The sequence below is a fragment of the Metabacillus crassostreae genome (assembly GCF_016908395.1).
GTDB classification, from domain to species: Bacteria; Bacillota; Bacilli; order Bacillales; family Bacillaceae; genus Metabacillus; species Metabacillus crassostreae.
This window is the reverse complement of the sequence record NZ_JAFBDU010000001.1, coordinates 137,498-161,530: the sequence shown is the minus strand read 5'-3', so window position 1 is coordinate 161,530 and position 24,033 is coordinate 137,498. Positions and strand designations below refer to the sequence as shown.

At 32.9% G+C, this 24,033-nt stretch carries 15 protein-coding genes; 5 read left to right on the top strand and 10 right to left on the bottom strand.

The annotated features are described in order from the left end of the window. Positions 1 to 7: 7 nt before the first annotated feature. The 3 genes from JOC75_RS00860 to JOC75_RS00850 form a co-directional block, all read right to left on the bottom strand. Entirely contained in the window at positions 8 to 1,879 is a 1,872-nt protein-coding gene (locus tag JOC75_RS00860; protein WP_239589228.1) for an electron transport protein, read from the bottom strand. Between the two features lie 419 nt (positions 1,880 to 2,298). Next, a complete protein-coding gene (locus JOC75_RS00855) occupies positions 2,299 to 2,751 on the bottom strand; it encodes an SRPBCC family protein (protein ID WP_204952246.1) in 453 nt (150 codons plus the stop codon). A gap of 104 nt (positions 2,752 to 2,855) precedes the next feature. Further along, positions 2,856 to 7,952: an AAA family ATPase gene (locus tag JOC75_RS00850; protein WP_204952245.1), complete on the bottom strand. Its 5,097-nt coding sequence runs from the start codon at positions 7,950 to 7,952 to the stop codon at positions 2,856 to 2,858. A gap of 125 nt (positions 7,953 to 8,077) precedes the next feature. Here JOC75_RS00850 and JOC75_RS00845 point away from each other — a divergent pair, with 125 nt between their 5' ends. Next, the gene (locus JOC75_RS00845) at positions 8,078 to 8,224 is read left to right on the top strand and encodes an anti-repressor SinI family protein (RefSeq protein WP_204952244.1); all 147 of its coding nucleotides are present in this window, start codon (positions 8,078 to 8,080) and stop codon (positions 8,222 to 8,224) included. On the opposite strand, the gene JOC75_RS00840 is transcribed toward JOC75_RS00845, so the two are convergent. The 5 genes from JOC75_RS00840 to gltB all read right to left on the bottom strand — a co-directional run bounded on the left by JOC75_RS00840 (position 8,205) and on the right by gltB (position 18,453). After that, positions 8,205 to 8,924 carry a response regulator transcription factor gene (locus JOC75_RS00840; RefSeq protein ID WP_204952243.1) on the bottom strand — a complete coding sequence of 240 codons (720 nt, stop codon included), beginning with the start codon at positions 8,922 to 8,924 and terminating at the stop codon, positions 8,205 to 8,207. The two genes, JOC75_RS00845 and JOC75_RS00840, sit on opposite strands and share 20 nt — an antisense overlap. A gap of 325 nt (positions 8,925 to 9,249) precedes the next feature. Then, complete coding sequence (locus tag JOC75_RS00835; protein ID WP_204952242.1) at positions 9,250 to 9,663, bottom strand: YuzC family spore coat inner layer protein; 414 nt, start codon at positions 9,661 to 9,663, stop codon at positions 9,250 to 9,252. Positions 9,664 to 10,392: 729 nt separating this feature from the next. Next, on the bottom strand, positions 10,393 to 12,030 hold the full coding sequence (locus tag JOC75_RS00830; RefSeq protein WP_204952241.1) for a PAS domain-containing sensor histidine kinase: 1,638 nt from the start codon (positions 12,028 to 12,030) through the stop codon (positions 10,393 to 10,395). Between the two features lie 354 nt (positions 12,031 to 12,384). Further along, entirely contained in the window at positions 12,385 to 13,869 is a 1,485-nt protein-coding gene (gene gltD, locus JOC75_RS00825; protein WP_204952240.1) for a glutamate synthase small subunit, read from the bottom strand. A 15-nt stretch (positions 13,870 to 13,884) separates the two neighbouring features. Next, entirely contained in the window at positions 13,885 to 18,453 is a 4,569-nt protein-coding gene (gene gltB / locus JOC75_RS00820; protein WP_204952239.1) for a glutamate synthase large subunit, read from the bottom strand. 140 nt (positions 18,454 to 18,593) lie between these two features. Here gltB and gltC point away from each other — a divergent pair, with 140 nt between their 5' ends. Then, entirely contained in the window at positions 18,594 to 19,496 is a 903-nt protein-coding gene (gltC, locus tag JOC75_RS00815; protein WP_204952238.1) for a glutamate biosynthesis transcriptional regulator GltC, read from the top strand. A 131-nt stretch (positions 19,497 to 19,627) separates the two neighbouring features. Here gltC and JOC75_RS00810 read toward each other — a convergent pair whose 3' ends face one another. Beyond that, complete coding sequence (locus JOC75_RS00810; protein WP_204952237.1) at positions 19,628 to 20,509, bottom strand: LysR family transcriptional regulator; 882 nt, start codon at positions 20,507 to 20,509, stop codon at positions 19,628 to 19,630. A gap of 503 nt (positions 20,510 to 21,012) precedes the next feature. Between JOC75_RS00810 and JOC75_RS00805 the strand changes: the two genes are divergently transcribed. Then, positions 21,013 to 21,312: a putative sulfate exporter family transporter gene (locus tag JOC75_RS00805; protein WP_204952236.1), complete on the top strand. Its 300-nt coding sequence runs from the start codon at positions 21,013 to 21,015 to the stop codon at positions 21,310 to 21,312. A 500-nt stretch (positions 21,313 to 21,812) separates the two neighbouring features. After that, positions 21,813 to 21,995 carry a hypothetical protein gene (locus JOC75_RS00800; protein WP_204952235.1) on the top strand — a complete coding sequence of 61 codons (183 nt, stop codon included), beginning with the start codon at positions 21,813 to 21,815 and terminating at the stop codon, positions 21,993 to 21,995. Between the two features lie 32 nt (positions 21,996 to 22,027). Here the strand turns inward: JOC75_RS00800 and JOC75_RS00795 are convergent, their stop codons facing one another. Next, positions 22,028 to 22,828: a glycerophosphodiester phosphodiesterase gene (locus JOC75_RS00795; RefSeq protein WP_239589227.1), complete on the bottom strand. Its 801-nt coding sequence runs from the start codon at positions 22,826 to 22,828 to the stop codon at positions 22,028 to 22,030. A gap of 240 nt (positions 22,829 to 23,068) precedes the next feature. Between JOC75_RS00795 and JOC75_RS00790 the strand changes: the two genes are divergently transcribed. Next, positions 23,069 to 23,830, top strand: a complete 762-nt coding sequence (locus JOC75_RS00790; protein WP_204952234.1) for an NADPH-dependent oxidoreductase — start codon at positions 23,069 to 23,071, stop codon at positions 23,828 to 23,830. Positions 23,831 to 24,033: the final 203 nt, after the last annotated feature.

The window sequence follows — 24,033 nt, the reverse complement described above, 5'->3', positions numbered from 1 at the left end:
CTTTAGCTTAATCAGTGACCTTTAGTAAATAATCTATTAATGCTTGCTGTTCTTCTTTAGAAAAGCCTGTTGAAGAATCAACCCAATATTCATGTCCTTTTCCACTGACATGTGCTGTTCTTAATTTTTCATTTTTTTTATTTTCATTGATAACTTTTTTTCGTAAATTAGAATCAATCATTGCAAGTAGACTATTTCTTGCTGACGGCTTTATTCCTTTGAAAATAGTTCCTGGGACTCCGATATCTTTTTCAATATTTGGTCCAACAGCCACACCACCATCATGAAGATATGGTGCACTCCAATATAGACCATATAAACTTATGGTTTTATATCCACCTTCTGACCCACCAAAGGCCCAACCAAGTCTTAGCTGTTGTTCTTGTTCTTTTGTCATTGGAACTTCTTTAATAATAGGGTTTTCCGGCAATGGTACTGGTGTTTCAGGATCATATATAGTAGGCGTTGTAAAAAAATTCTCTAATTTCTTAAACCCCATAGCTCTAGAATTATCTGTTTTAATTTCTTCAGAAGGTATAACCTTGTTATTTGTTAAATATGTCCCACCATGACAGGAAATGCAACCTGCATTTTCAAAAACAATTCTTCCCTCTGCTCTACTTGTTGTAGATGTTGCTTTTAGCCCTGTTTTTGGTGGCTCTAATGTATTCATGAATGCCGACATCGCATTTTGTTGCTCCCACGCCCTAAGTCCATCTGAGCTTGAAAACAATCCAACACTTGTCATGTAAGATGCTTTAGGATAAGTCGAGGATGGAATTAGTTTGTTAACTCCGTCAGCACCAGGAGTTGGATCAACTTTTGAAAAAAATTCACTAGGTTTTACACCCGTCTTAGGATCATATCGGTATTTTTCATTTGCTGCATTTTGAAGAAGAATTGCCAGATATAATTCCTTATCAATATTTAATACTTCGTTACTTATTGCTGTTTGTGATACTGAATCCATATTTTGTGAATGTGCATTGTTAATTGCTGCACTTAACCCTTTAAATGGTCCAATTTGACCTTGTCCACTCCATCCATAAGGTTGATCACCTTTTGTAAATACATCAATAGTTTGAATAGGATTATTCTTAAAATCAATTGTTGTATCGATGCTCCCTTTCGGCCATTTCATCACTTCACGATCAACAAATTCTTCAAGTTGTTCCATATTAGGAAGAGCCTCAATATCCCCTTTTGAATTTTCAATCACACGGTTTTCATCTTTAATAAATTGTTTAATACTTTCCATCTCAGTATGTGTAAAATAAGAGGCTGTATTTGTCGCTAACGCTAACATTAGGCCAATATCAAGATCATTATTTGAAATTCCTTGAACAACTTTACCACTTTGATTTACAGTAGCATGGCATAATGCACAGCTAATGCCTGCCTTAATATTTCCTTCATCATATTTAAACTTTACACCTAAAGGAACATAAGCACCCTTTGGAACATCTAATCCAGTCTCAATTAATTCACCCTTTTCAATTATTCGATCTCCAATCTTAACTTTCTGTGCAGATTCGACCATTAAATTATCTGTACCTTTTCCATTTAATTTAATAATGGCTTTTGTTATAGTAGGAAAAGAAAAAGCTCCGTCAAACATTCCCATAATGTCTGTAAAGAAAACCTCATTTCCAAATGTATCTTGATAAAAGAAACCCTTGCCTTTTTCAATTAACTTATCTTGATCTTCATTTTGAATAAATGAAACCTGATGAAACTTATTTAAATCCTTGTCTTCACTATTTACAACCTTCTCATTTGGTGGAACATAGGCATATTCTGGTTCGACAATTGTTAAAAAAATAATGATTCCTGTTAGCATAACGAATATAATCAGCAAAGTAATTATGCCCTTGCGCAAAGTCAAGTCCCCCTAAATTTTGTGAATTTTCAATTGAATTTTTTGATCAATTGTTAGGCTACTTTGCTTATTATTCTGCTAAAAATGTAATAAATACGTCTTATTCAAAAAAACTAACTATCTTGAAACAAAAGCACAAGAGCCTCGAACAGCATCGAGAAGCATTAAAAATATATAGAAAAGAAGACGCCTATTTCTTCCAATTTCCATTATGACCTAGGAAAAATCTCGCTTTAGGATAACTGGCTCTTGAGTTTTCCTTATTATTCATGGGGAAAATTGTATTCTCTTTTTCATTGTGAATCTAATGAAAAGACTGGCATTGGCTGTCAAAGCACTAATCTACAGTACGTTATTGTTATCTCCTAAACAACAAAAAAACACCCTCAAAAAAGGATGCTCAAAATGTAGCTTTCATTTTATTTTACTTCCTCGAGTTCTTGAATCCTAGTTGCTATTGCTGTTGTTAAGTCTTGTGTCATTTCTTTTATATTTTTCTTCAATTTAGCATTAATCATTTTAGACATAGCAGCTTCTGATGATAAATCTAAAAATCCATTCATCATTGTTTCCTCTGAATTTATTTCTTCAGCCAGAAAATAACCATGTCCAGAAATTTTTTCGTTAATCCCATAAAGATTAAATGTCACTTTATTAGGCTCTTCCCAACTAGTTATTTCAACTCGAAGCTCCACCTTCTTTTTAATTAACCCAAAGTCACTTTTAAATTTCCAAATCGAATCTGTTGAATTTAGCGTTTCATGGTCTATATAACCTGGAACAAGAGGTGCCCAATGGTCCATAACACTTACAAAATTCCAAATAGAATGAATAGGTAGCTTAACACGTATTTGATGTAATTCACTTGGCATATCATCATCCCTTTCTTCACATCATTTTCATGAGTATTAATTTGACTTTATTCATGAAAACTAAATGTTATGCAAAAAATAAGGTGATTTATGACTTAACCAATTCAAATTTCTTTCACATCAACAATTGGTAATTTTATAAAAATTGTTGTTCCTGTTCCAATTTTACTTTCAGCCCAAATATGTCCTTTGTGCTTCTTAATGATTTCTTTACTTATTGACAAGCCTAATCCATTACCTTTTAGCGATCGGTGATTTGACACTGTGAAATTCCTGTCAAAAATATACGGTAAATCGTCTTGCTCAATCCCTGAACCAGTATCAGAACATGAAATAAGAACATGCTGCTTCTCAATAATTAAACATAATTCAATTCCGCCCTCTTCTGTATGTTTGACAGCGTTTGTTATTAAATTGGTAAACACTTGCTTCATTCGTTCATAATCTACTTCAATAAGTGGATAGTCACCTTCAGTAACTTCCTCTATTTGTAGCTGCAGCTTCAATCCCTTTTTAGACACTTCATATTCATACGATTTTTTGATCTTTTTTAACAACAGGTCTATTCTGACATAATCAAAGCTGAACGATAATTGACCATTTTCTAGTTGTGTTAAATCAAATAAATCATGGATAAGTATATTTAGACTTTTAATTCTGGTTATACTATTTCGTATATATTCATTTCTTTTTTCTTCCGTTTTAGCAAACCCATCTAAAATTGCTTCCATATACCCCTGTACACTTGCAATAGGAGCTTTTAGGTCATGAGAGATATTTGACAACAAGTCTCTCCTTCTTTCTTCTGCAAATGCGACTTGCTCATTAGCTTCTAGTAGTTCATTTTTAGCATGTTCAAGTTCAATGGTTCGTTCTTTCACTTTGTCTTCTAAATCGTGATATAAATTAGCATTTTCAATTGAAATGGCAGCCTGAGTTGATAAAAGCTTAAGAAATTTCACTTGTTCCTCAGTAAATACATGTGAAACCTGTTCATTTTCTAAATAAAGAATACCTTTCATTTCCTGATTGTAAGTTATTGGCAAACAAATAACTGATTTTGCATTTGTTTCTTTTATATATTGATCTTCTTGAAAAATAGAGTGATGACTAGCATTGTCTAACTGTACTATTTGTCCCGTTCTAAAAACAAATTGAACGATACTTTTTGAAAAATGTTGTTCTTTTAGCTGATTTATCTGTTGTGATTGAACTTCAACAGCTATTTCATCATCTTTTTTTAATAAAATTGTTCCTTTTGTTGCACCAGTATTAGTTATTGTTATTGTCATAAGCTTTTCTAATAACGAATTAATTTGAACTTCACCCGATAAAATTTGAGCAGCATGATAAACAGCGTTTATTTCCTGGGTTTTCATCGATTGATTTCCAACTTGATGAGCTAAAGGAGAACTTTTTATATAGTGATTATATTCAGATAACATTTCGTTGGCTTTGTTTAGCGCTCCCCATTTTAAGAAATAATGATAGGCTTCAGTTAAATAAAAGCTAGCTTGCTTTTGCTTAGATTGGTCGATATAAAATCTTCCAGCTAATTCATAACAAATAGCTGTAACGTGAACAAACGAACTAGTTTCGCATGATAAAATTGCTTCATCATAAACCTGCATTGCCGATTTTTTCTTACCTGTAATAACTAACATCTCTGCTTTAATTAATAATTGTTTTCCTTTGTAATTGTCAGGCGATTGTTTAGCGTATTTCACTAGCATTTTGTAGCTTTTTAGGATTTTAATAAAAAGCCCATTTCTAACCTTTAAATGCTCTTCATTTCTATACCTTCTTAATAGAACTAGTGCTTCATAAAAGTAAAATTCAGGGGCAATGACCAATGTTAATCTTTTAGTAACTAAGGATGAAAGCTCCTGTAAAACCAATGATGAAAAGCTTTCATTATCAAAAATAAAGGCCATCTTTAATCGAATTGTATAATGCATTATCTTGGCTGAATCATCATCAATTATCTTTTTAAATTCCCAATTATGTTTTTTTGTTCCTGTTAATTGCTTAATCCATTCTAGAACTTCTGCAAGGTAGCCTTCAGATATTTTATATTTAATATCTGAAATAAAAGATTTTTGTTTATTTGTAATATTTTCTAGCTCATTCAAATGAGTCCCATTTATCAAATGGCTAATGACGATAAAAGAGCTATTAGCTCCAGCTAGATGAATATTTCCAGCCTGTAAACAAAATTTTTGAGACTTTTCTAGATACGTAATATTATTCTTTATATGCTTCTTCCAATGATTGACGAAACTCCCAAACACAAAATGCACTCTACCTTGAACATCTATTATTTTGTTCTTTTTTGAATATAAAAGAGCTTGTTCCCCAAATTCAAAGGATTGATTAAAATTACTAAATCCAGCACTTAATATTAAGGCATAATTATTTAAAACTAGTGGACTAAATTCGGTTAAGCCATACTTCATTGTCATTCTCATAGCTCTTAACATAAATATTGATGATAAATTTTGGTCAACATGATAAGTTGGTCCATTCAAGTTTATAAGTGTTTTAAGAATTAAAATTTTCTCCTCTGAAGTAATAAGAGGTAAAGTCAGTATATCTCTTGGCTTTTTTCCTAGTAGTGCAAATTTCACTAGTACTAACTCTGTTAAAACATCGAGTTTATTCGGCTTGCTCGGAAATTTTTCATCAAATAATCTTAATGCAGCTATTCCTGTGGTAACAGCTTCTTTAACACGATGTACATGAGTGTATAACGTAATCTTAAGGTGATAAATTTTTAGTTTCTCGACCTTAGTTTTTGCATTATTTAAAATAACATCAAATATATACTCAGATTGTTCAAATTGACTATTTAAATAGTAGGCCTCACCTAGCTGAATAAATAGATCAAAGGTCAACTCATAATGTAATTCCCATTGTTCTCCCATCAGTTCGTACGCATTAAGAAAATATGATAAAGCTGACTGAAATGCTGCTGATTTTCTGGAAAACTCCCCTGCCTGAATGTTCATTTTAACAAGGTTACTTTTTTCTTCATCGGAAATATTTTCTTTAGAATAATTAAGGTGGTACAAAATAGATAATAACTTTGAGTTATCATTCTTGTTATTTGCCAACAAATATCTACCGATTTTAAGATGAATAGCTTTTTTCTCTTCTTCATTGATAGAAGAATAGATTGTATCTTGTATCTGATCATGAACAAATTTATATTTTTCTTTCCCATGGTCATGTTGATTTTGATTATTGCTAGAAACTTGTTGTATAACTAATCCTGATTCAATAGCTCTATGAAGAATTGCTTTTGTCAAACCATAATCTCTATCCATTGATAATGTTTGCAAATCAAAGATGTTTCCAATACAAGCAGCGATTTTCAGTATGTTTTGCGTTTTCTTCGGCAATATATTAATTCGATTTTCTATATAAGTGATAATATCTTCTGGCATATTTGTAGAAATCAATCTGTTTTTATCAATTGTCCACATCTTATTACTGTCATCATAATCAATTACTTTTCCAGTTATAAAAACATGAAATAATTGTCTAATATAAAAAGGGTTACCTTGTGTAATTCTCAATGTATAGCTTGATATATATGATAGATCTTCTTCACTACTAAAGTTTATCGTTCTCAACCATTTTACAACATCTTTTTCTGTTAAGGATTTTAATATCAGTTTATTAATAGACCTTATTTCACTTAGATTATTTTGTAGATGATAAATCTGATGTCCTAATTTCACTTCGTTTTGTCTAAATGCACATATAACATAAAAGTATTCAGTCTCTTTATTTGATAACAAATATTCAATTAACTCCAGTGAAGCTGAATCAGCCCATTGTATATCATCTAAAAATAGAATTAATGGATGCTCTTTTTTTGCAAATATTCGTATGAGTTTTTGAAACATATAATAGAAATGTGATTGAGTATCAGAAGAAGCTACATGCCCAGGAACAGGATCATAGTTGATGTCTATTATCCACATTAATTCAGGTAACACATTGATTAACATAGGAAGATAAGAGGATAGCTCCTCCTGAATTAGTTTAGACCATCTCTTCTTCACATTATTTTCGATTAATATCTTTTTCAGTAAAATTTTTATTGCATCTAAAATACCACTGTACGGATAATTTTTAACAAGTAAATCAAATTTACCATCAATAAAATAACTTGGCTTACCTTTAAGCTCATGTTTAAATTCTTCTACCAATGCAGTTTTACCAGTACCTGATTCCCCTGCAATTAATAAAATTTGAGATTTTCCCTTTTCCACAATATTATTTATTGACCTTATTTGCTCTAGCTCCTCTTGTCTTCCAATTAATTGATTTAAAAACATGGGGGAAGTGGTATTGCTGTTGCTAATAAAAAACAAATCTGACATACCTTTTTCCCGTAATTGTTTAAAGCTTAATAATTCTTCCTTTAAGGAGTTAACACTTTGGTATCGTTCATCTGGTGATTTATTAAGAAGCTTTAAAATGATTTCTGCCAAAGAATTAGGGATCTGTTGATTAATTTCACTAAGATGCGGAGGTTGTTTTGTTAAATGACTTTGATACCATTCAATTGAGGTATTTGCATAAAATGGTGTCCGTTTCGTAAGTAATTCATAAAATATGACTCCTAATGAATATAGATCTGATCGATAGTCAAGAGGTCTATTCATTCTTCCTGTTTGTTCAGGGGAGATATATGGAAGCTCTAAATTAACATCATTAATGTAAGGAGTGATTTCTTTTGTCCCTAAGTTTCTACTATACTGAAAGCCGGTAAGTTTTATATGCTTAGATATTGGGTCAAAAAAAATGGTTGAGGGTGAAAGGTTACAATGGATATAATTCTGTTTATGTAATTTCCCAACTGTAGAGGTTAATTTAATTGAGAATTCCAGAAATTCATCAATTGATTGACTTTTTTCAATAATATTTCGTAAAGGTAGTGCAGGTGTATATCTGTAAATTGTTATTATCCCGCCTTCCTCAACACTCAATGGCTGCAGTGCCTCTGTTATTTTTATCTCTTTTAAAATATTAATCTCTTTGTTAGCTTTCTCTAAATAGGAATGTGAATTTGATTTAATTAATTTTATAAGCACTTTTTGATTGTAAATAGTCGAGTATCCGTAATAAAAAGTTGATAATTGAAGATTTGCTACAATTTCTAATGATTTAACATTCTGTATTGTTACCATCTAAATGTAACCACCTTTACCTACTATATAACCTAAAAACTTTAACTAATCTTTAGCAATCTTTAAGATAGATTTATAGAACTTCAAGTATTCTAATCACATATCTAATTTTTAGGAGGGGTTAAATGAATCCTGTACTTCCACCATATAAGTTTGCGGAACTTGATTGTGAATGGACAGCTCTTATACAAGAAGCTTTAGAAATGGGAATCACTAAAGAGGAGATTATCTTCTTTTTGAAATCATATCCTTCTATTGATCAGAAGCTTTAAATTTATAGCCCATACCCCTAAGCGTTAAGATATAAATAGGTTCAGATGGATTTGGTTCAATCTTTTTTCTAAGATTACTGATGTGGACCATAACGGTTCTATAATCACCCAAGCTATCTTCTCCCCAAATCATATCAAAGATTTGCTCTACATTAAAAACACGATTTGGATTCTCAGCTAGTAAGCAAAGCAGTTGAAATTCCTTCGCTGACAGTGTGATATGTCTATTTTTCACCTTAACTGTACAGCTTATTTTATCAATGTATAGATCTTGAAAGATGAGAATTGATTTTTCCACTTTTGAAGTTTGCACATAATCATGCTGAAATCCTGCAGTGCTTCTTCGTAAATGTGCTTGTACCTTTGCAACTAATACTGCAGGGCTAAATGGCTTTGTGATATAATCGTCTCCCCCAATTTTATGTGCTAATATCTTATCAAAATCTTCTTCTTTAGAGCTTACAAATAAGATTGGTGCATTCGTTTTTTGACGAAGTAGTCGACAAACTTCATATCCATCAATATCAGGAAGTAAGATATCTAAGATAATTAATCTAGGTTTATGTAAATCTACTAATTTAACAGCGTCAATCCCAACAGCTGAAGTTATTACCCTATATCCTTCTTTTACAAGATACATTCGTAAAATAGATTTCAAATCTAAATCATCATCTATAATAAATATTGTTTCTCCTGCCATAAGTTAATAATCCTCCGTCTTAAAATAAGCAATATTCAACAATACTAGTAAACCCTCTGGCTTTTAAAACTTCAATAAAGTTACAATAAAAATAGATTACTTCTTAAAATATAATTAACATATTCTATTATATCCCGATTTTAACAGACTTCAATCTATAATATGCAAATTAAGGAAATATATTGAATTTAGCCAAACAAGTGAGCAGTAGCTATATAACTTAAAAGTGTAATTAATCTCATTTATTAGATCTTTGTCATTCATCTGAAGGTATAAATTTCACTTCTGCTCATACTTGTTAAGTTATTATTTTTCGATTGATTGTTTACAACCACCTTAGTGATATTGTTAAATGACAGCACTCTACATTTTCAATACTTGACGACAACTTCAGCATAATTCCATCTGGATTAAAGGTTGTTTTCACCTTAGATGTAATGCCTGTTGATTGAATAAGGCGTTCTACCTCTGTCATATCTGAATGTTGGGCTGCATACATCACTTTATTTGCAAATGATTTGGAATCAGCCAATTTGTTTAATACAATACTTGCTTCCTTCATTATATCCCTCATTGATTTAGCAGATTTTTCCAAAATTGTAGAGTCCACATCAGGATATTGTCGACTTGGATTAGACTTATAATGATTTGTAGCAACATATGCTGGGGAATGGTTGATGAAACTTAGGTTTCCATAGTATACAGGCTGATACATAGGCTGACAGTAATAGTTAATCACATATAGCAGCTCCTTATTATTTTTTCACACACATTAATATACTGTAAAAAGAAATTTTAGTGACTGTTTTAATAAGGCCGTTTTCCGAAAACTTTTTTGCTTATATATACCCGAGCATTGTATTAAGTCTAGTGGCATCTTTTACACTGTTTCTACTGCGTATTTTGGTTATAGTAAAAATCTTTCAGATAAGAGCCTTAAATAATGTGGTTTTCGTATAATTTTTTGCATAATAAATTAAATATTCCACAATAAATAAATTTATTTTACCCCGGTCAATTTCTTAATCAAAAACCTTTTTCATGTGTATTGCTGAATTAAGACCAATATTGAGAATGCGATGAATATCGGGATAACAGTTTGAAAGAACCTGATGAGGCGCTTTTTAACAAACCTCTTGTCAAATTTCTTTAATTCACTTGACCTCTCCAATTCAATCCCTCCTTCTCATTTGCATAGACATAAAATCTTTAAGTAAGTTCAAGAATTTTTCCTAAACGCAACTTTCTTATATTTTATCAGATTCTTCAGAAAATGTGTGTATTTTTCTAAAATGAATGATAATTTAAATAAAATAAAAAAGAACCACACAATCCTTGAATTGAATACTAACTTCATTAGTCAATTCTATAGGAGAGCTTGATTCTTTAAATAAGGTACAAAAGCTTTGATTTCGATTTTCCCCAGTTCGAAATTGTTGGTAAGTGCGTGAGTGAGGAAAATCATCTTTTATCTTTTTATCGGAAGTATAACCTTAACAATTGTTCCGTGATTGATTTTACTGGAAAACTTTATTTCTCCGTTATGAAATTCAGCGATTCTATAGCTAACTGTTAACCCCAGACCAGTTCCTTTCTCCTTCATTGAATAAAAAGGTTCACCCAAATGTTTTACTCGCTCTTCCTCAATGCCACAGCCATCATCTGTAAAAATTAAACAAATTGATTGGACATCAAATATGGAAACAGAAATAGTGATATTTTTAGCAGAAGCTTCAATTGAGTTTTTAATTAAGTTGATAAAAAGCTGTTTTAACTGATTAGGTTCACACTCAATTTTAGGTAAATGAACATCTGTTTCCACTTTTAAAGTAACACCATGTAAATTTGCTTCTGATTCTAATAAAGACTTAACATCTGTAAGAATCATATTTATATCTTTTACTTGAAATTGGATTTGTTGAGGCTTAGCCAATACTAATAGTTCACTTGCTATGATATTAATTCGTTCAAGCTCATCTAACATTATTTTGTAATATAATTCATTTTCAGTTTTCATCTGAGTAGATTGAATCATTTGGATAAAGCCTTTTATCGATGTTAACGGATTTCTTATCTCATGTGCCACACTTGCTGCAAGCTCGCCGACTACTGATAATTTCTCTGTTTTTCTTAGTAATTCTTCTGTTTCTTTTTCTTTTGTTATGTCTGTTGCATAACCAATTGCTCCAACGATCTCATCATTGATAATCATCGGAACTGCTGTACATCGGAGAACCTTTTTTACATTTTCTTTTGTCACTATTTCAATTTCCTCATTAATCCAAGGCTTGTTAGTATGAATAACTTCTAAAAAAGCCCTTAGCACTTTTGGACGATCTTTTTCAGATATAATTGGAAGAATCGATTTATAAAGATAGCTGTCAAGCTCATTTCCTGTGTATCGATAAAAATGATCATTAGCATTTGTTAATCTTCCTTGAATATCGACCATATAAACAAGCTCAGGATTAAATTCAAATAGTGATTTATATTTTTGTTCACTTTCAGCCAACTTCTTTTCAGCGAAAACTTTTTCAGTAACATCTCTTCCCATAACAACTAATTCTTTTCTCTCACCATTTTCATGAAAGCTTGGAATTTTAATCGTATCAAAAGTCTTTAATGTACCATCTGGCATCGGAATTTCTTCAATATATCGACTTGGTTTTCCATGTTTCCATGCTTGTTCATCAGATATTTCACAATACCTTAATGCATCTCCATAAAAATCTGTAAATTGAGCTAGCTCAGAGTCTGTTTTTCCACGAAAATCTATTCCTTCTAATTGAAAGAGCTTTAATGCAAAATCATTTGCTTCGATCCATTTCCCATTTCCATCCTTAAAATTTACAAAATCCACCATTGAATTAATTAGAATAGTTAATTTATTATTTTCTTCTTTTTCACTTTCATATGCTTCTTTTTTTAATACCAAATAATAAATAAAACAACTTGTAATTAGTACAAAAATAAACCCTTTAATATTTTGAAATACTATTAGGATTTCTTTTGGTAAATTTAAATAAACAATTATATTGTCAGTAACAACTATCCATATTGAACTGAATACTATATAAATAAAAAGAAGTCTAAATTTATTTGTCATGCTGCTCTCCTTTATTGCAAAACATTAACGTGAATAATTATGTCTCACTTTTTCCAAGTAAACTATTATTCATCTTCATTATTATAGTATTTTTCATTTAAGTTATATAGTCATTTATGCTACTTCCATTATATCTCTACTACCATTCTTTGTTGCTTATATATACCAGAAGAAATCAGCTTTGTATTATGTCTATTGGCATCTTTTCTTCACAAAATAGTAGGTTATGCGAAAATACATTGTTTCTACTGCAAATATTTTGGTTACATAGCAACAATCTTTCAGAAAAGAGCCTAAAAAAAGACCTATAGTCACACTATAGGTCTTGTTCTCATTCATATTAATTTTATATGGTTATACTAAAACTGTACTTCCCATTAAAGCACGATCTACTTCACGTGCAACTTCACGACCTTCGTTAATTGCCCAAACAATTAAGCTTTGACCACGTCGTGCATCACCAGCAGCATATACGCCTTCAATGTTTGTACGGAAGTCACCGTATTTTGCAGCAACAACATTACGAGCTGTTGTATCAACATTAAACTGTTTTAATACAGGTTGATCTGCACCTTCAAAACCAATTGCAATAAATACTAGTTGTGCAGGCCATACTTTTTCAGATCCTGGAATTTCTTTGAAATAGTATAAACCATTTTCATCTTTTAATTTCTCCATATTGATCGTATGAAGCTCTTTTAAGTTCCCATTTTCATCTGAAACTAGTTTTGTTGTTTGAATGCAATATTGACGAGGATCATCACCAAATTTAGCTTTAGCTTCCTCATATGCATATTCCATTGTAAAAACATGTGGAGATTCTGGCCACATATTTTCTTTTTTACGAGACATTGGTAATTTAGGATGTTTACCAAACTGAACAACGCTATTACATTCTTGACGAAGTGCTGTTGCCACACAGTCTGCACCAGTGTCTCCTCCACCAATAACAATAACATCCTTACCCTTAGCATTGATGAAATGACCATCTTCAAAATTTGTATTTAAATAGCTCTTTGTCACATCAGTTAGATAGTCCATTGCAAAATGAACACCCTTTGCTTCGCGTCCTTCAATAACAAGATCACGTTGCTTTTGAGCACCTACACAAAGAATAATTGAGTCATACTGTTCACGAAGTTCTTCAGATGTAATATCCTTACCTACTTCAGTATTCGTAACAAAAGTAATTCCTTCTTGTGTCAATAAGTTTATACGACGCTCTACAATACCTTTATCAAGCTTCATATTAGGAATACCATATGTTAATAAGCCACCTGGTCTGTCTGCACGTTCGTATACAGTTACAGAATGACCTACTTGATTCAATTGATCTGCAGCTGCTAAACCAGCAGGACCAGAACCAACAATTGCAACCTTCTTCCCTGTACGCTTCTCAGGAATTCTAGGCGTTATCCAACCATTTTCAAAGCCTTTTTCTATGATTGCTTTTTCAATATTTTTAATTGTGACAGCAGGGTCATTGATTGCTACGTTACAAGAACCCTCACATGGTGCTGGACATACTCTACCCGTGAATTCAGGGAAATTATTCGTTTTCATTAAACGATCTAATGCTTCTCTCCATCTTCCACGATAAACTAAATCATTCCACTCAGGAATTAAGTTATGAATTGGACAACCAGAGGTAAAACCATTAATTTCAGTTCCAATGTGACAGAAAGGAGTGCCGCAATCCATGCAGCGTGCTCCTTGTCTGCTTAACTTTTCCTCAGAGAAAGGAGCTGAATACTCTTTCCAGTCATTTAAACGTTTGAGAGGGTCACGTTCGGCCGCCTCTTCACGCTTAAACTCTAAAAATCCTGTTGCTTTCCCCATCTTCCTCTCCCCTTTCTACTGTACTACTGCTTTTGAACGAGCTGATTTTGCTGCTGGTTCTTTTTTTTCAGATTTTGCATTTGCTTCAAACGCACTCATAATTGCTTCATCATTTGTTAAGCCAGCTTCCATTTGCTCAGCAATACGATTCATCATACGTTTATAATCTTTCGGAATTACTTTTACAAATCTAGTAATTGATTCTTCCCAATTTGCAAGTATCGAACTTGCTTTAGCGCTATCTGTATAAGCTAAATGATTTTGAATCATACCTTGTAAAAAGTTAATTTCCTGGTCATCTACTAAACTCTCAAATTCAATCATTTCATCATTACATAATGCTTTGAATTCTTCTTTATTGTCAGTAAGGATATAAGCAATTCCTCCAGACATCCCTGCACCAAAGTTTTTACCAACTTCTCCAAGGATTACAACACGACCACCAGTCATATATTCACAACCATGATCTCCAACACCTTCAACAACAACATTCACACCACTGTTACGAACGCCAAAACGTTCACCTGCATGACCATTGATATAAGCTTCACCACTTGTTGCACCATAGAATGGTACATTACCAATGATGACATTATCAGATGGCACAATTGTTGAGTCAGCTGATGGCTTAACAATAATCTTTCCACCAGATAAACCTTTTCCTAGATAATCATTTGAATCTCCAGTTAAGTGCATTGTTATACCTTTTGGTACAAATGCTCCAAAACTTTGACCAGCAGAACCAGTGAATCTTAGTGTAATAGTATCTTCTGGTAGACCTTCTTCACCATAACGCTTTGAAATTTCACTACCAACAATCGTACCTGCAACACGATTTATATTTTTTATATTAAATGACGCATCTATTGGAGTACCTGTTTCAATTGCATCTGCAACCGTAGGTAATATTTCAACCATATCAAGAGATTGATCAATTTTATGATTTTGCTTAATTTTAGCTGTTCGTGCTCCTTCAGGTTGGTATAAAAGAGTTGTTAAATCTAAGTGCTTCGCTTTCCAATGTTCTTTTGCTCGTTCACTTACTTCAAGTACATCTGTACTTCCAACCATTTCTTCCATCGTTTTGAAGCCAAGTTCAGCCATAATTTCACGTACTTCTTGTGCTACAAATCTCATATAATTTACGATATGATCTGGATCTCCTGCAAACTTATCGCGTAACTCCGGATTTTGAGTAGCAACACCTACTGGACAAGTATCTAAATGACACACACGCATCATAATACATCCCATAACAACAAGTGGAGCTGTTGCAAAACCATATTCCTCAGCACCTAAAATAGCTGCCATAGCAACGTCACGACCAGTCATTAGCTTTCCATCAGTTTCTAACACAACACGATCACGAAGACCGTTTAACATTAGTGTTTGATGTGCTTCTGCTAAACCAAGCTCCCACGGTAATCCAGTGTGTTTAATACTCGTTTTAGGAGATGCACCAGTACCACCATCATAGCCACTAATAACAATTACATCTGCAGCACCTTTTGCAACACCAGCTGCAATTGTACCGACACCAGCTTTTGCTACCAATTTAACACTTATGCGTGCATCACGATTTGAATTCTTCAGATCATGAATAAGCTGTGCTAAATCTTCAATAGAATAAATGTCATGATGAGGTGGAGGTGAAATCAATCCCACACCAGGTGTAGAGCCACGTACATCCGCTACCCAAGGATATACTTTATTTCCAGGTAACTGTCCACCTTCTCCAGGTTTTGCACCTTGAGCCATTTTAATTTGTAGTTCATCGGCGTTTACTAAATAATGACTCTTTACTCCAAATCTACCTGATGCAATTTGCTTAACTGCACTTCGACGTAAATCACCATTTTGATCAGCAGTAAAACGATTTGGATCCTCTCCACCTTCACCGCTGTTACTTTTCCCACCTAAACGGTTCATCGCGATAGCTAGTGTTTCATGAGCTTCTTTACTTAATGATCCGAAAGACATAGCACCAGTTTTAAAACGTTTTACAATTGAGTCGACTGATTCAACCTCATCAATTGAGATTGACTCTCTATTACTCTTAAGTGTAAATAAGTTACGCAAGAAACCAATTCTTTCTTCGTTTGCTGAATAAGAGTATTTCTTAAATAACTCATAATCATTTTTGCGACAAGCCCATTGAAGAGTATGGATTGTTGTTGGGTTAAATGCATGATGCTCACCATTTTTTCTCCATTGGAAGTCACTACCTGAATCTAATGTTTTATCAATCTTTTCTGAGTATGCATCTTCATGACGTAATTTTGCTTCTTTAGCAATTGTAGCTAAATCGATACCATCAAGCTGTGACGCTGTTCCAGTAAAGTATTTATCAATAACCTGTTGACTAATTCCAACAGCTTCAAAAATTTGAGCTCCTCGATAACTTTGAACAGTTGAGATCCCCATTTTAGACATTACTTTTACTACACCTTCAGTAACACCTTTAATGTATTTTGCAACAACTTCTTCATAGTTATATTTTAAACTTCCGTCAAGAATTGCTTCTTTATATGTTGCAAAAGCAAGATATGGGTTAATTGCATCCACACCATAACCAATTAACGCAGCAAAGTGATGAACCTCTCTAACCTCACCTGATTCAATAACAATACTTGCTTTAGAACGAGTTCCTTGACGCACAAGATGTTGATGTAAAGCTCCTACTGCTAAAAGTGCTGGTATAGCAGCTTTTTCTGCATTCATTAAACGATCAGAAAGGATAATAATATTTACACCATTCGCTATAGCATTATCAGATTCTGCACATATTTCATTAATAGAAGACTCTAAATCTTCTGTAAATAATGCATGAATTGTTTTGCATTTAAAGCCTGGGTTAATATTTAAGCGTAATTGTGCTAAATGATCATTAGAAAGAACAGGAGAATCTAATTGAATTCTTCTAGCGTTTTCTTTACCAGGGTGAAGAATATTAGCTTCAGATCCTAGTAATGTCATTGTTGATGTAACAATCTGCTCTCTAATAGCATCGATAGGAGGATTGGTTACTTGTGCAAATAACTGTTTAAAATAGTTAAACAATGATTGTGGGCGATCAGATAGAACAGCAAGTGGTGAATCATTCCCCATAGAACCAAGAGGATCTTTTCCTTCTGTAATAATCGGTAACAGATATTTTTGAATATCTTCGTACGTATATCCAAAAGCTGCTTGGCGCTCAGGAATATCTGAAACAACCTCTTCTGCTAATACTGCTGATTGATTATCCAATTTAACAAGCTGTTCATCTAACCATTGTTGATATGGCTCTTCATTTGCCATTTCTTCTTTAATTTCTTTATCAGAGATAATTCTACCTTCTTCTAAATCAATAAGAAGCATTTTACCTGGGCTCAAACGGTCCTTATATAATACATTGCTTTCTTCAACATCAATAACTCCAACTTCAGAAGAGAAAATGATATAGTCATCCTTTGTTACATAGTAACGAGCTGGACGAAGACCATTACGATCTAAGATTGCACCGATTTGTTTTCCATTTGTGAAAGAAATAGCAGTTGGTCCATCCCATGGCTCCATTAAGCAGCTGTGATATTCATAGAATGCTTTTTTCTCAGGACTCATATGTGGGTTTTCAGTCCAAGGCTCTGGAATCATCATCATAGCAGCATGTGCTGGCTTTCGACCTGCTAAAACGAAAAATTCAAATGCATTATCTAAAATAGATGAGTCACTACCATCAGCGTCTAAGATAGGTAGTACTTTATGAATATCTTCTCCAAAAGCTTCTGAAACAAATTGTTGCTCTCTTGCTTTCATCCAATTCATGTTACCTCGTAGTGTATTGATTTCACCATTATGAATAAGGTAGCGATTTGGATGTGCTCTTTCCCAGCTAGGGAATGTGTTTGTACTAAATCTTGAGTGTACTAAAGAGAAAGCAGAAACAAAATCTTCATCTTGTAAATCTAAATAGAAAGCATCGACTTGTTCAGGAGTTAAAAGTCCTTTATAAACAATCGTACTGCTTGATAGACTTGTAAAGTAGAAGCGTAGTTCGCGTTCTCTAGCCCAATTTTCTGCTTGTTTACGAATTACATATAATTTACGTTCAAAGGAAATATTATCTTGTATGTTATCATTAGCACCAATAAATACTTGGCGAACAACAGGACAGCTCATTCTTGCAACTGGTCCAACCTCTTCAGCATTTACAGGAACATCTCTCCAACCTAATATGATTTGTCCTTCTGCTTCAATGAATTTGTTTAGTTGTGCCTCAATTTGTTGGCGTTCTTTATCATCATTTGAAAAGAACATCATCCCAACACCATATCGTCCACTTTCAGGAAGGGTCATTTCCTGGCAAGTTTTCTTGAAAAAAGCATCAGGGATTTGCACCATTAAACCAGCGCCATCACCTGTTAGAGGATCACTACCTTGTCCTCCCCTGTGGTCAAGTTGACAAAGCATATTTAGTCCCTTTTTCACAATATCATGTGTAGCATGGCCTTTAAGATGTGCGTATAAACCGATACCGCATGCGTCATGTTCAAATTCAGGACGGTAGAGACCTTGTGCTTTAGGTATTTGATTGTAAGTCATGTATATCTCCCCCCGTTAGATAATCTTACACCCGATAATTTTCAGATAATTACATTATATATTTCCAAATTGATATAAACAATATATAATTTAGATTAAATCAATCTATTTTTGATATGAATGGTGATTGGAGGCCAATTATGGAATTACGTCAACTACGATATTTTATGGAAGTTGCAGAACGTGAGCATGTATCAGAAGCTGCACAATACCTACATGTAGCTCAGTCAGCAATTAGCAGACAAATTGCCAATCTTGAATCAGAGTTAGGTGTGACATTATTTGAAAGAGAAGGAAGAAATGTTAAGCTCACACCCATCGGAAAAGTATTTTTAACACACACTAAAACAGCCATGAAGGCTATTGATTATGCTAAGAAACAAATCGATGAATATTTAGATCCTGAAAGAGGTTCAATTAAAATTGGTTTTCCAACAAGCCTTGCTAGTCATTTATTACCTACAGTTATATCGGCTTTCAAGGAGAAACATCCTAATGTAGCTTTTCATTTAAGACAAGGCTCATATAAGTTTTTAATTGATTCAGTAATAAACCGTGAAATTGATCTCGCGTTTATTGGTCCTGTACCACTAAACAATCCTGATGTTGAAGGAACAATTTTATTCACTGAAAGTATCTCAGCATTAGTACCATCTACACATCATTTAGCTTCAAAAAAGAGCATTTTGCTTAATGAACTAAGAAACGACTCTTTTGTCTTATTTCCTAGAGGCTTCGTTCTACAAGAAATCGTAGTAGAAGCGTGTAAACAGGCAGGATTTGTACCTAATATCTCTTCAGTTGGTGAAGATTTAGATGCTATAAAAGGTCTAGTATCTGCCGGTATGGGGGTTACTCTCTTACCTGAGAGTACATTTCATGAATCAATCCCACGCTTTACTGTTAAGATTCCTATTGAACTTCCATTAGTCAGAAGAACAGTAGGAATTATTGTATCGAAGAAAAGAGACCTTGCACCGTCAGAGAAGGTGTTTTACAAGTATGTGAAAGACTTTTTCTCTATGCTTGAGCAATACCAATAAGGAAAGCGAATGGCTTTTTGAGCCTAGACCGTAATACTAACTCTAGAATTTCCCACTTTCTACTTTGAAAATAAGGAATGGTTGGCATTATTTATGGCCAACCATTTTTTTAAAGACAAGTTTCTTCTATATTAATTATCTTTTTTTAGAGCTTCTAAGAAAACGGTGTTTAATTTTTTCTCACCACTAATTGGTGAAATCACATAAGAAAATTTCCGTTTAAATAATTCATCCTTAGGTTTAATTTCAATTAAAGCACCTTGTTTAAGTTCTCTCTTCACTGTAAAAAACGAAAGAATTGATATTCCAAGACCATTTATAACTGTTTCTTTAACTCCCTGATTACTGCTAATAGTCAAAAGATCATTTATTTTAAGACCATTTGAGCGTATAAAGTGCTCTAAATATTCTCTTGTACCTGAACCACTTTCTCTACTTATCCATGTTTCACTTTGTAGATCCTCTGTTACAATATCATTTTTATTCTTTAAAGGATGATTAGGAGGTGCTATGATAATAAGCTCATCCTCCATAAATGGTTGGACAATAACATCTTTTTCATCTGTATTTCCTTCAATTAACCCTATATCAACTTGAAATTGCTGTGTTAATTTAACTACTTCATTTGTATTCCCAATCGTAACAGAGAAATTAAGATTAGGGTATTCTTTATATAAATCCGCTAATAATGGCGGTAACACATATTCCCCTATCGTAAAACTAGCGGCTATTTTTAAAGTTCCTTTAATTGTGTTTTGCTGTTCATATATATCGTTCTTCGTATTTTCATATATTTGGACCATTTGTTTTGCCCGCTCGAGTAGAATTTCACCCGAAGGTGTTATTTTAAGTACTTTTGGAGAACGAATAAACAGTTGTGTTTGAAATTCAGCTTCTAAATTCTTAATGTGAACACTAACACTTGGTTGAGAAATTCGTAATTTTTCTGCAGCCTTCGTAAAATTTCTTTGCTCTACTACAGTAATAAATGTTTTTAATGCATCATAATACAAATTCTACATCTCCTATTATTAAAAATATTAATAACAATGATCACTTATCAATATTTTACTAATAAACAAGAGTTTTATAAAGTGTTTTTATTAGAATTATATTTTAAGAGTGTTTATTTGTCTGGAGCATTTGTTATAAATAGGAAAAACAATAGATTTATTACTGGCTTACTACTTAATCTAGCTCTCTCCATTATGGCAATCTATATCGCTCAATAATGGATCCACTTGTAATAGCGATATTAATTAGATTTACTTGGAGATCTACTTTAGGAGTTCCGGTTTATTTGAAACTTACATTTTCAAGTTAAAGTTTTTTGATATTAGGTAGTGTTTTATTAGGTGTGAGATTGAATTTACTTGATATTTATCAAGCAGAAATAGATCTGTTTCTTCTTTCATTAATTAATGTGTTGTTTACTTTGTCAGTTGTCTATCTTATAGGTAAACTTTTAAAAATCAATAATTAATTAACAATCTTAATAGCATGTGGAACAGCTATTGTGGTGCAGCTGCAGTTATTCTATTTCTTCACAAATAAAGGCTTACAGTTTGGCGTTTTATCAGGAGGAACCCTTCATGAAGTAGCTCATGTTATAGCCGCTTCAGCAACAGCTGGCTCTGACGCTATAGATATGGCTGTGATTGTTAAACTAACAAGAGTTGTCATGTTAGTTCCAGTAGCTATTCTTTTTGGAATACTAGAGAATCGTCAAAATCAAGAGGCAAAGAAAGGTACATCATTACCAATCCCATGGTTTATCGTTGGGTTTTTAGTAATGAGTACATTCAGGTACTCTTAACTTAATTCCTGATTTCATAGCCTCTAGTATTGTTTCTGTTTCCTATATCTTAATGGGCATGGCTATGGCCGAATTAGGGTTAAATTTAAAGCTTGCTTCACTAAAAAGAAATGGAAAAAGCATTTTGTTAGCTAGCTTTATAGGAAGCGTTACTCTAGTTATTTTATGCTATTTGATTATTCGATTTGTCATTGTTTATGATTAAGGCTCTTTTCTTAAAGATTTTTGCTATGTGACTAATATAAACAGTTGTAAAATGTATTTTCGCATATAAAGCTTCCATTTTATGAAGAAAAGATGCCACTAGATTTACTACTGTGCTGATTTCTCGAGTATTTAAAAGTAACAAAGTTTGCGAAAACAGTTTTGATTAATCATTTGAGACTGTTTTCGCTACCTTTTTGCTAAGTTTATGAAAATAGCCTTTTATTAAGAATCATTATCAAAAAAAAAACACATACTAAAAATTGATATCACAAAGTAACAAGGAGGGTCATGTAATGGAAAAAGATAAATACTTAACAAATGCACCGAAAGAAGAGAAAATAACAATACAAAATGATGGATCCTATCCAAATCTTAAGAACTTTGCTGGAGACTCAGTTGATGAACATAAAAATCAAGAAGTAGCTAACTCCCTTATGGCAGAAAAAGAAATAGGTCAACAACGAGAAAATTCATAAAAAAAAGCTCATGAATACTAATTTAAACGTATTTATGAGCTTTTTCTTTTAATCATAAAGTCAACAATATAATCAGGATAGTCTGTAACTATGCCATCTACTTCGGCATTAACTAATCCGTTTATCGATTTTTTATCTCTAACAGTGTAAGGAATGACTTTAACTTTATAGCTGTGAATTTTTTTTACTAGTTTTTTCGTTATAAGTGCTTTATTAGGATTTATATATTGAACGATTGAAGTCCAGTCTTTCAATTGTGCTGTTGAAATTCCTTGAACACGATACTTCACAAGTAACCCTAATGGTAGGTTAGAGGAAATTTGGTTCAATCTTTGTAACAGTTCAAAATCAAAGGATTGAACGATAATCTGTGATTCACTAAGGTTTTCTTCTCCAACGATTTCGTTGAGCAAAGTCGCTACCTTCTGTTCGATTCCAGGATAAAGAGCTGGATTTTTAATTTCAATCAATATCCCCATTTGCCCATAAAATTCTGATATAACTTGTTTTAATGTTGGAATTCTTTCACCTTTAAATTTTGTGTCAAACCATTCTCCAGCGTCTAGCTTAATTAAATCACGGTAAGTAAATTCCTTCACCTCACCTACACCATTTGTTGTTCGTTCCACTTTTTGATCGTGAATAACAACTATTTCGCCATCCTTTGTTATTTGGATATCTAATTCAATAAAATCAGCTTTTAGTTCTTTCGCTTTATAAAAAGCTGCCATTGTGTTTTCAGGCGCATAACCCGCAGCTCCCCGATGAGCAACAACTATTAATTGATTATTTTTATAGCTCTTATTCAGAAACCTCTTAAAAAAACGAACCATTTTTATACTCCCTTCCACTTTTAACTATTACTCACCATTAAAGCATATCGAGGCATTTACTATCTCTATTCAAAATCTTTGAAATATATAATTTTTTAAAGTACAGTAATAGTATAAAGACTATATACGATATGCCATTGTGTTAGTTATTGGTGTTTTATCACACAATTTAACAACCTGTAGCTCGTAAAGCCTTTACTAATCTAAAAATGCCTGTTTACACAAATCGGAGGGATACGAATGAATGATGTTATTACAACATTAACCAGTCACCGCTCGTTTCGTAAATACAAGGATCAACAAATACCCAACGACCATCTCGATGCCATTCTTAACTCAGCTCAATCAGCACCTTCTTGGATTCATGGACAGCAAGTTTCTATAATAGTTATCCAAGACAAGGAACGAAAAGAAAAGCTTGCAGATTATTGCGGAAATCAAAAACACATTATTGAAGCTCCAACCTTTCTTGTTTTTTGTGCTGATTTTAACCGGGCTAAAATTGCTAGTGAAATTGAAAAAGTACCATTTAATGCAATTAATGATACTGATATGCTTCTTGTTGGTGCAACAGACGTAGGAATTGCACTTAGTAACGCGATTGCGGCGTCAGAATCTTTAGGACTTGGAACAGTGCCTATCGGTGGCATCCGTCGTAAACCTTTAAATGTAATCGAATTATTAAATTTACCTAAATATGTGATTCCAATTGCAGGTTTGTGTGTTGGTTATGGCTTAAATGATCCTGGCTTAAATCCACGATTACCTAAAAACGCTTTTGTTCACAATGAAGAATATGACAACAACCAAGCGTCATATATCAACACATACAATGAGACATTTAGACAGCATCAGCTTAAGAAGTCAAACGGCGAAAGAGATGTAACCTGGACTAATAAAATCTCAGGCTTTTACAAAGAACAGCATTATAACCACAACTATTCAGAAGTACCAACAATGTTAAAACAGCAAGGCTTCACCTGTAAAGATATCGAAAAGTAAAATTCTCATTACACGGTGGAAATCTCCATATACCCCACTTTTTGTCAACTTTTTTCATTAAAAGTTAACAATCAATCTATGATTTAATAATATAAAGAACTCCACACCAAAAAGTGCAATTTAAAACTAGGCTATGTTAAAGGTTATTGTTGATTTTTAGCACATTGTTGATTGGAGTGAAAGGCATGAGACTCCTGTGGGAG

Coding starts and splice junctions, on each gene's coding strand:
- JOC75_RS00850 (WP_204952245.1), bottom strand. CDS start 7,952: ATGGTAACAATACAGAATGTTAAATCATTAGAAATTGTAGCAAATCTT.
- gltC (WP_204952238.1), top strand. CDS start 18,594: ATGGAATTACGTCAACTACGATATTTTATGGAAGTTGCAGAACGTGAG.
- gltD (WP_204952240.1), bottom strand. CDS start 13,869: ATGGGGAAAGCAACAGGATTTTTAGAGTTTAAGCGTGAAGAGGCGGCC.
- JOC75_RS00845 (WP_204952244.1), top strand. CDS start 8,078: ATGAATCCTGTACTTCCACCATATAAGTTTGCGGAACTTGATTGTGAA.
- JOC75_RS00840 (WP_204952243.1), bottom strand. CDS start 8,924: ATGGCAGGAGAAACAATATTTATTATAGATGATGATTTAGATTTGAAA.
- JOC75_RS00790 (WP_204952234.1), top strand. CDS start 23,069: ATGAATGATGTTATTACAACATTAACCAGTCACCGCTCGTTTCGTAAA.
- JOC75_RS00855 (WP_204952246.1), bottom strand. CDS start 2,751: ATGCCAAGTGAATTACATCAAATACGTGTTAAGCTACCTATTCATTCT.
- JOC75_RS00795 (WP_239589227.1), bottom strand. CDS start 22,828: ATGGTTCGTTTTTTTAAGAGGTTTCTGAATAAGAGCTATAAAAATAAT.
- JOC75_RS00830 (WP_204952241.1), bottom strand. CDS start 12,030: ATGACAAATAAATTTAGACTTCTTTTTATTTATATAGTATTCAGTTCA.
- gltB (WP_204952239.1), bottom strand. CDS start 18,453: ATGACTTACAATCAAATACCTAAAGCACAAGGTCTCTACCGTCCTGAA.
- JOC75_RS00800 (WP_204952235.1), top strand. CDS start 21,813: ATGGAAAAAGATAAATACTTAACAAATGCACCGAAAGAAGAGAAAATA.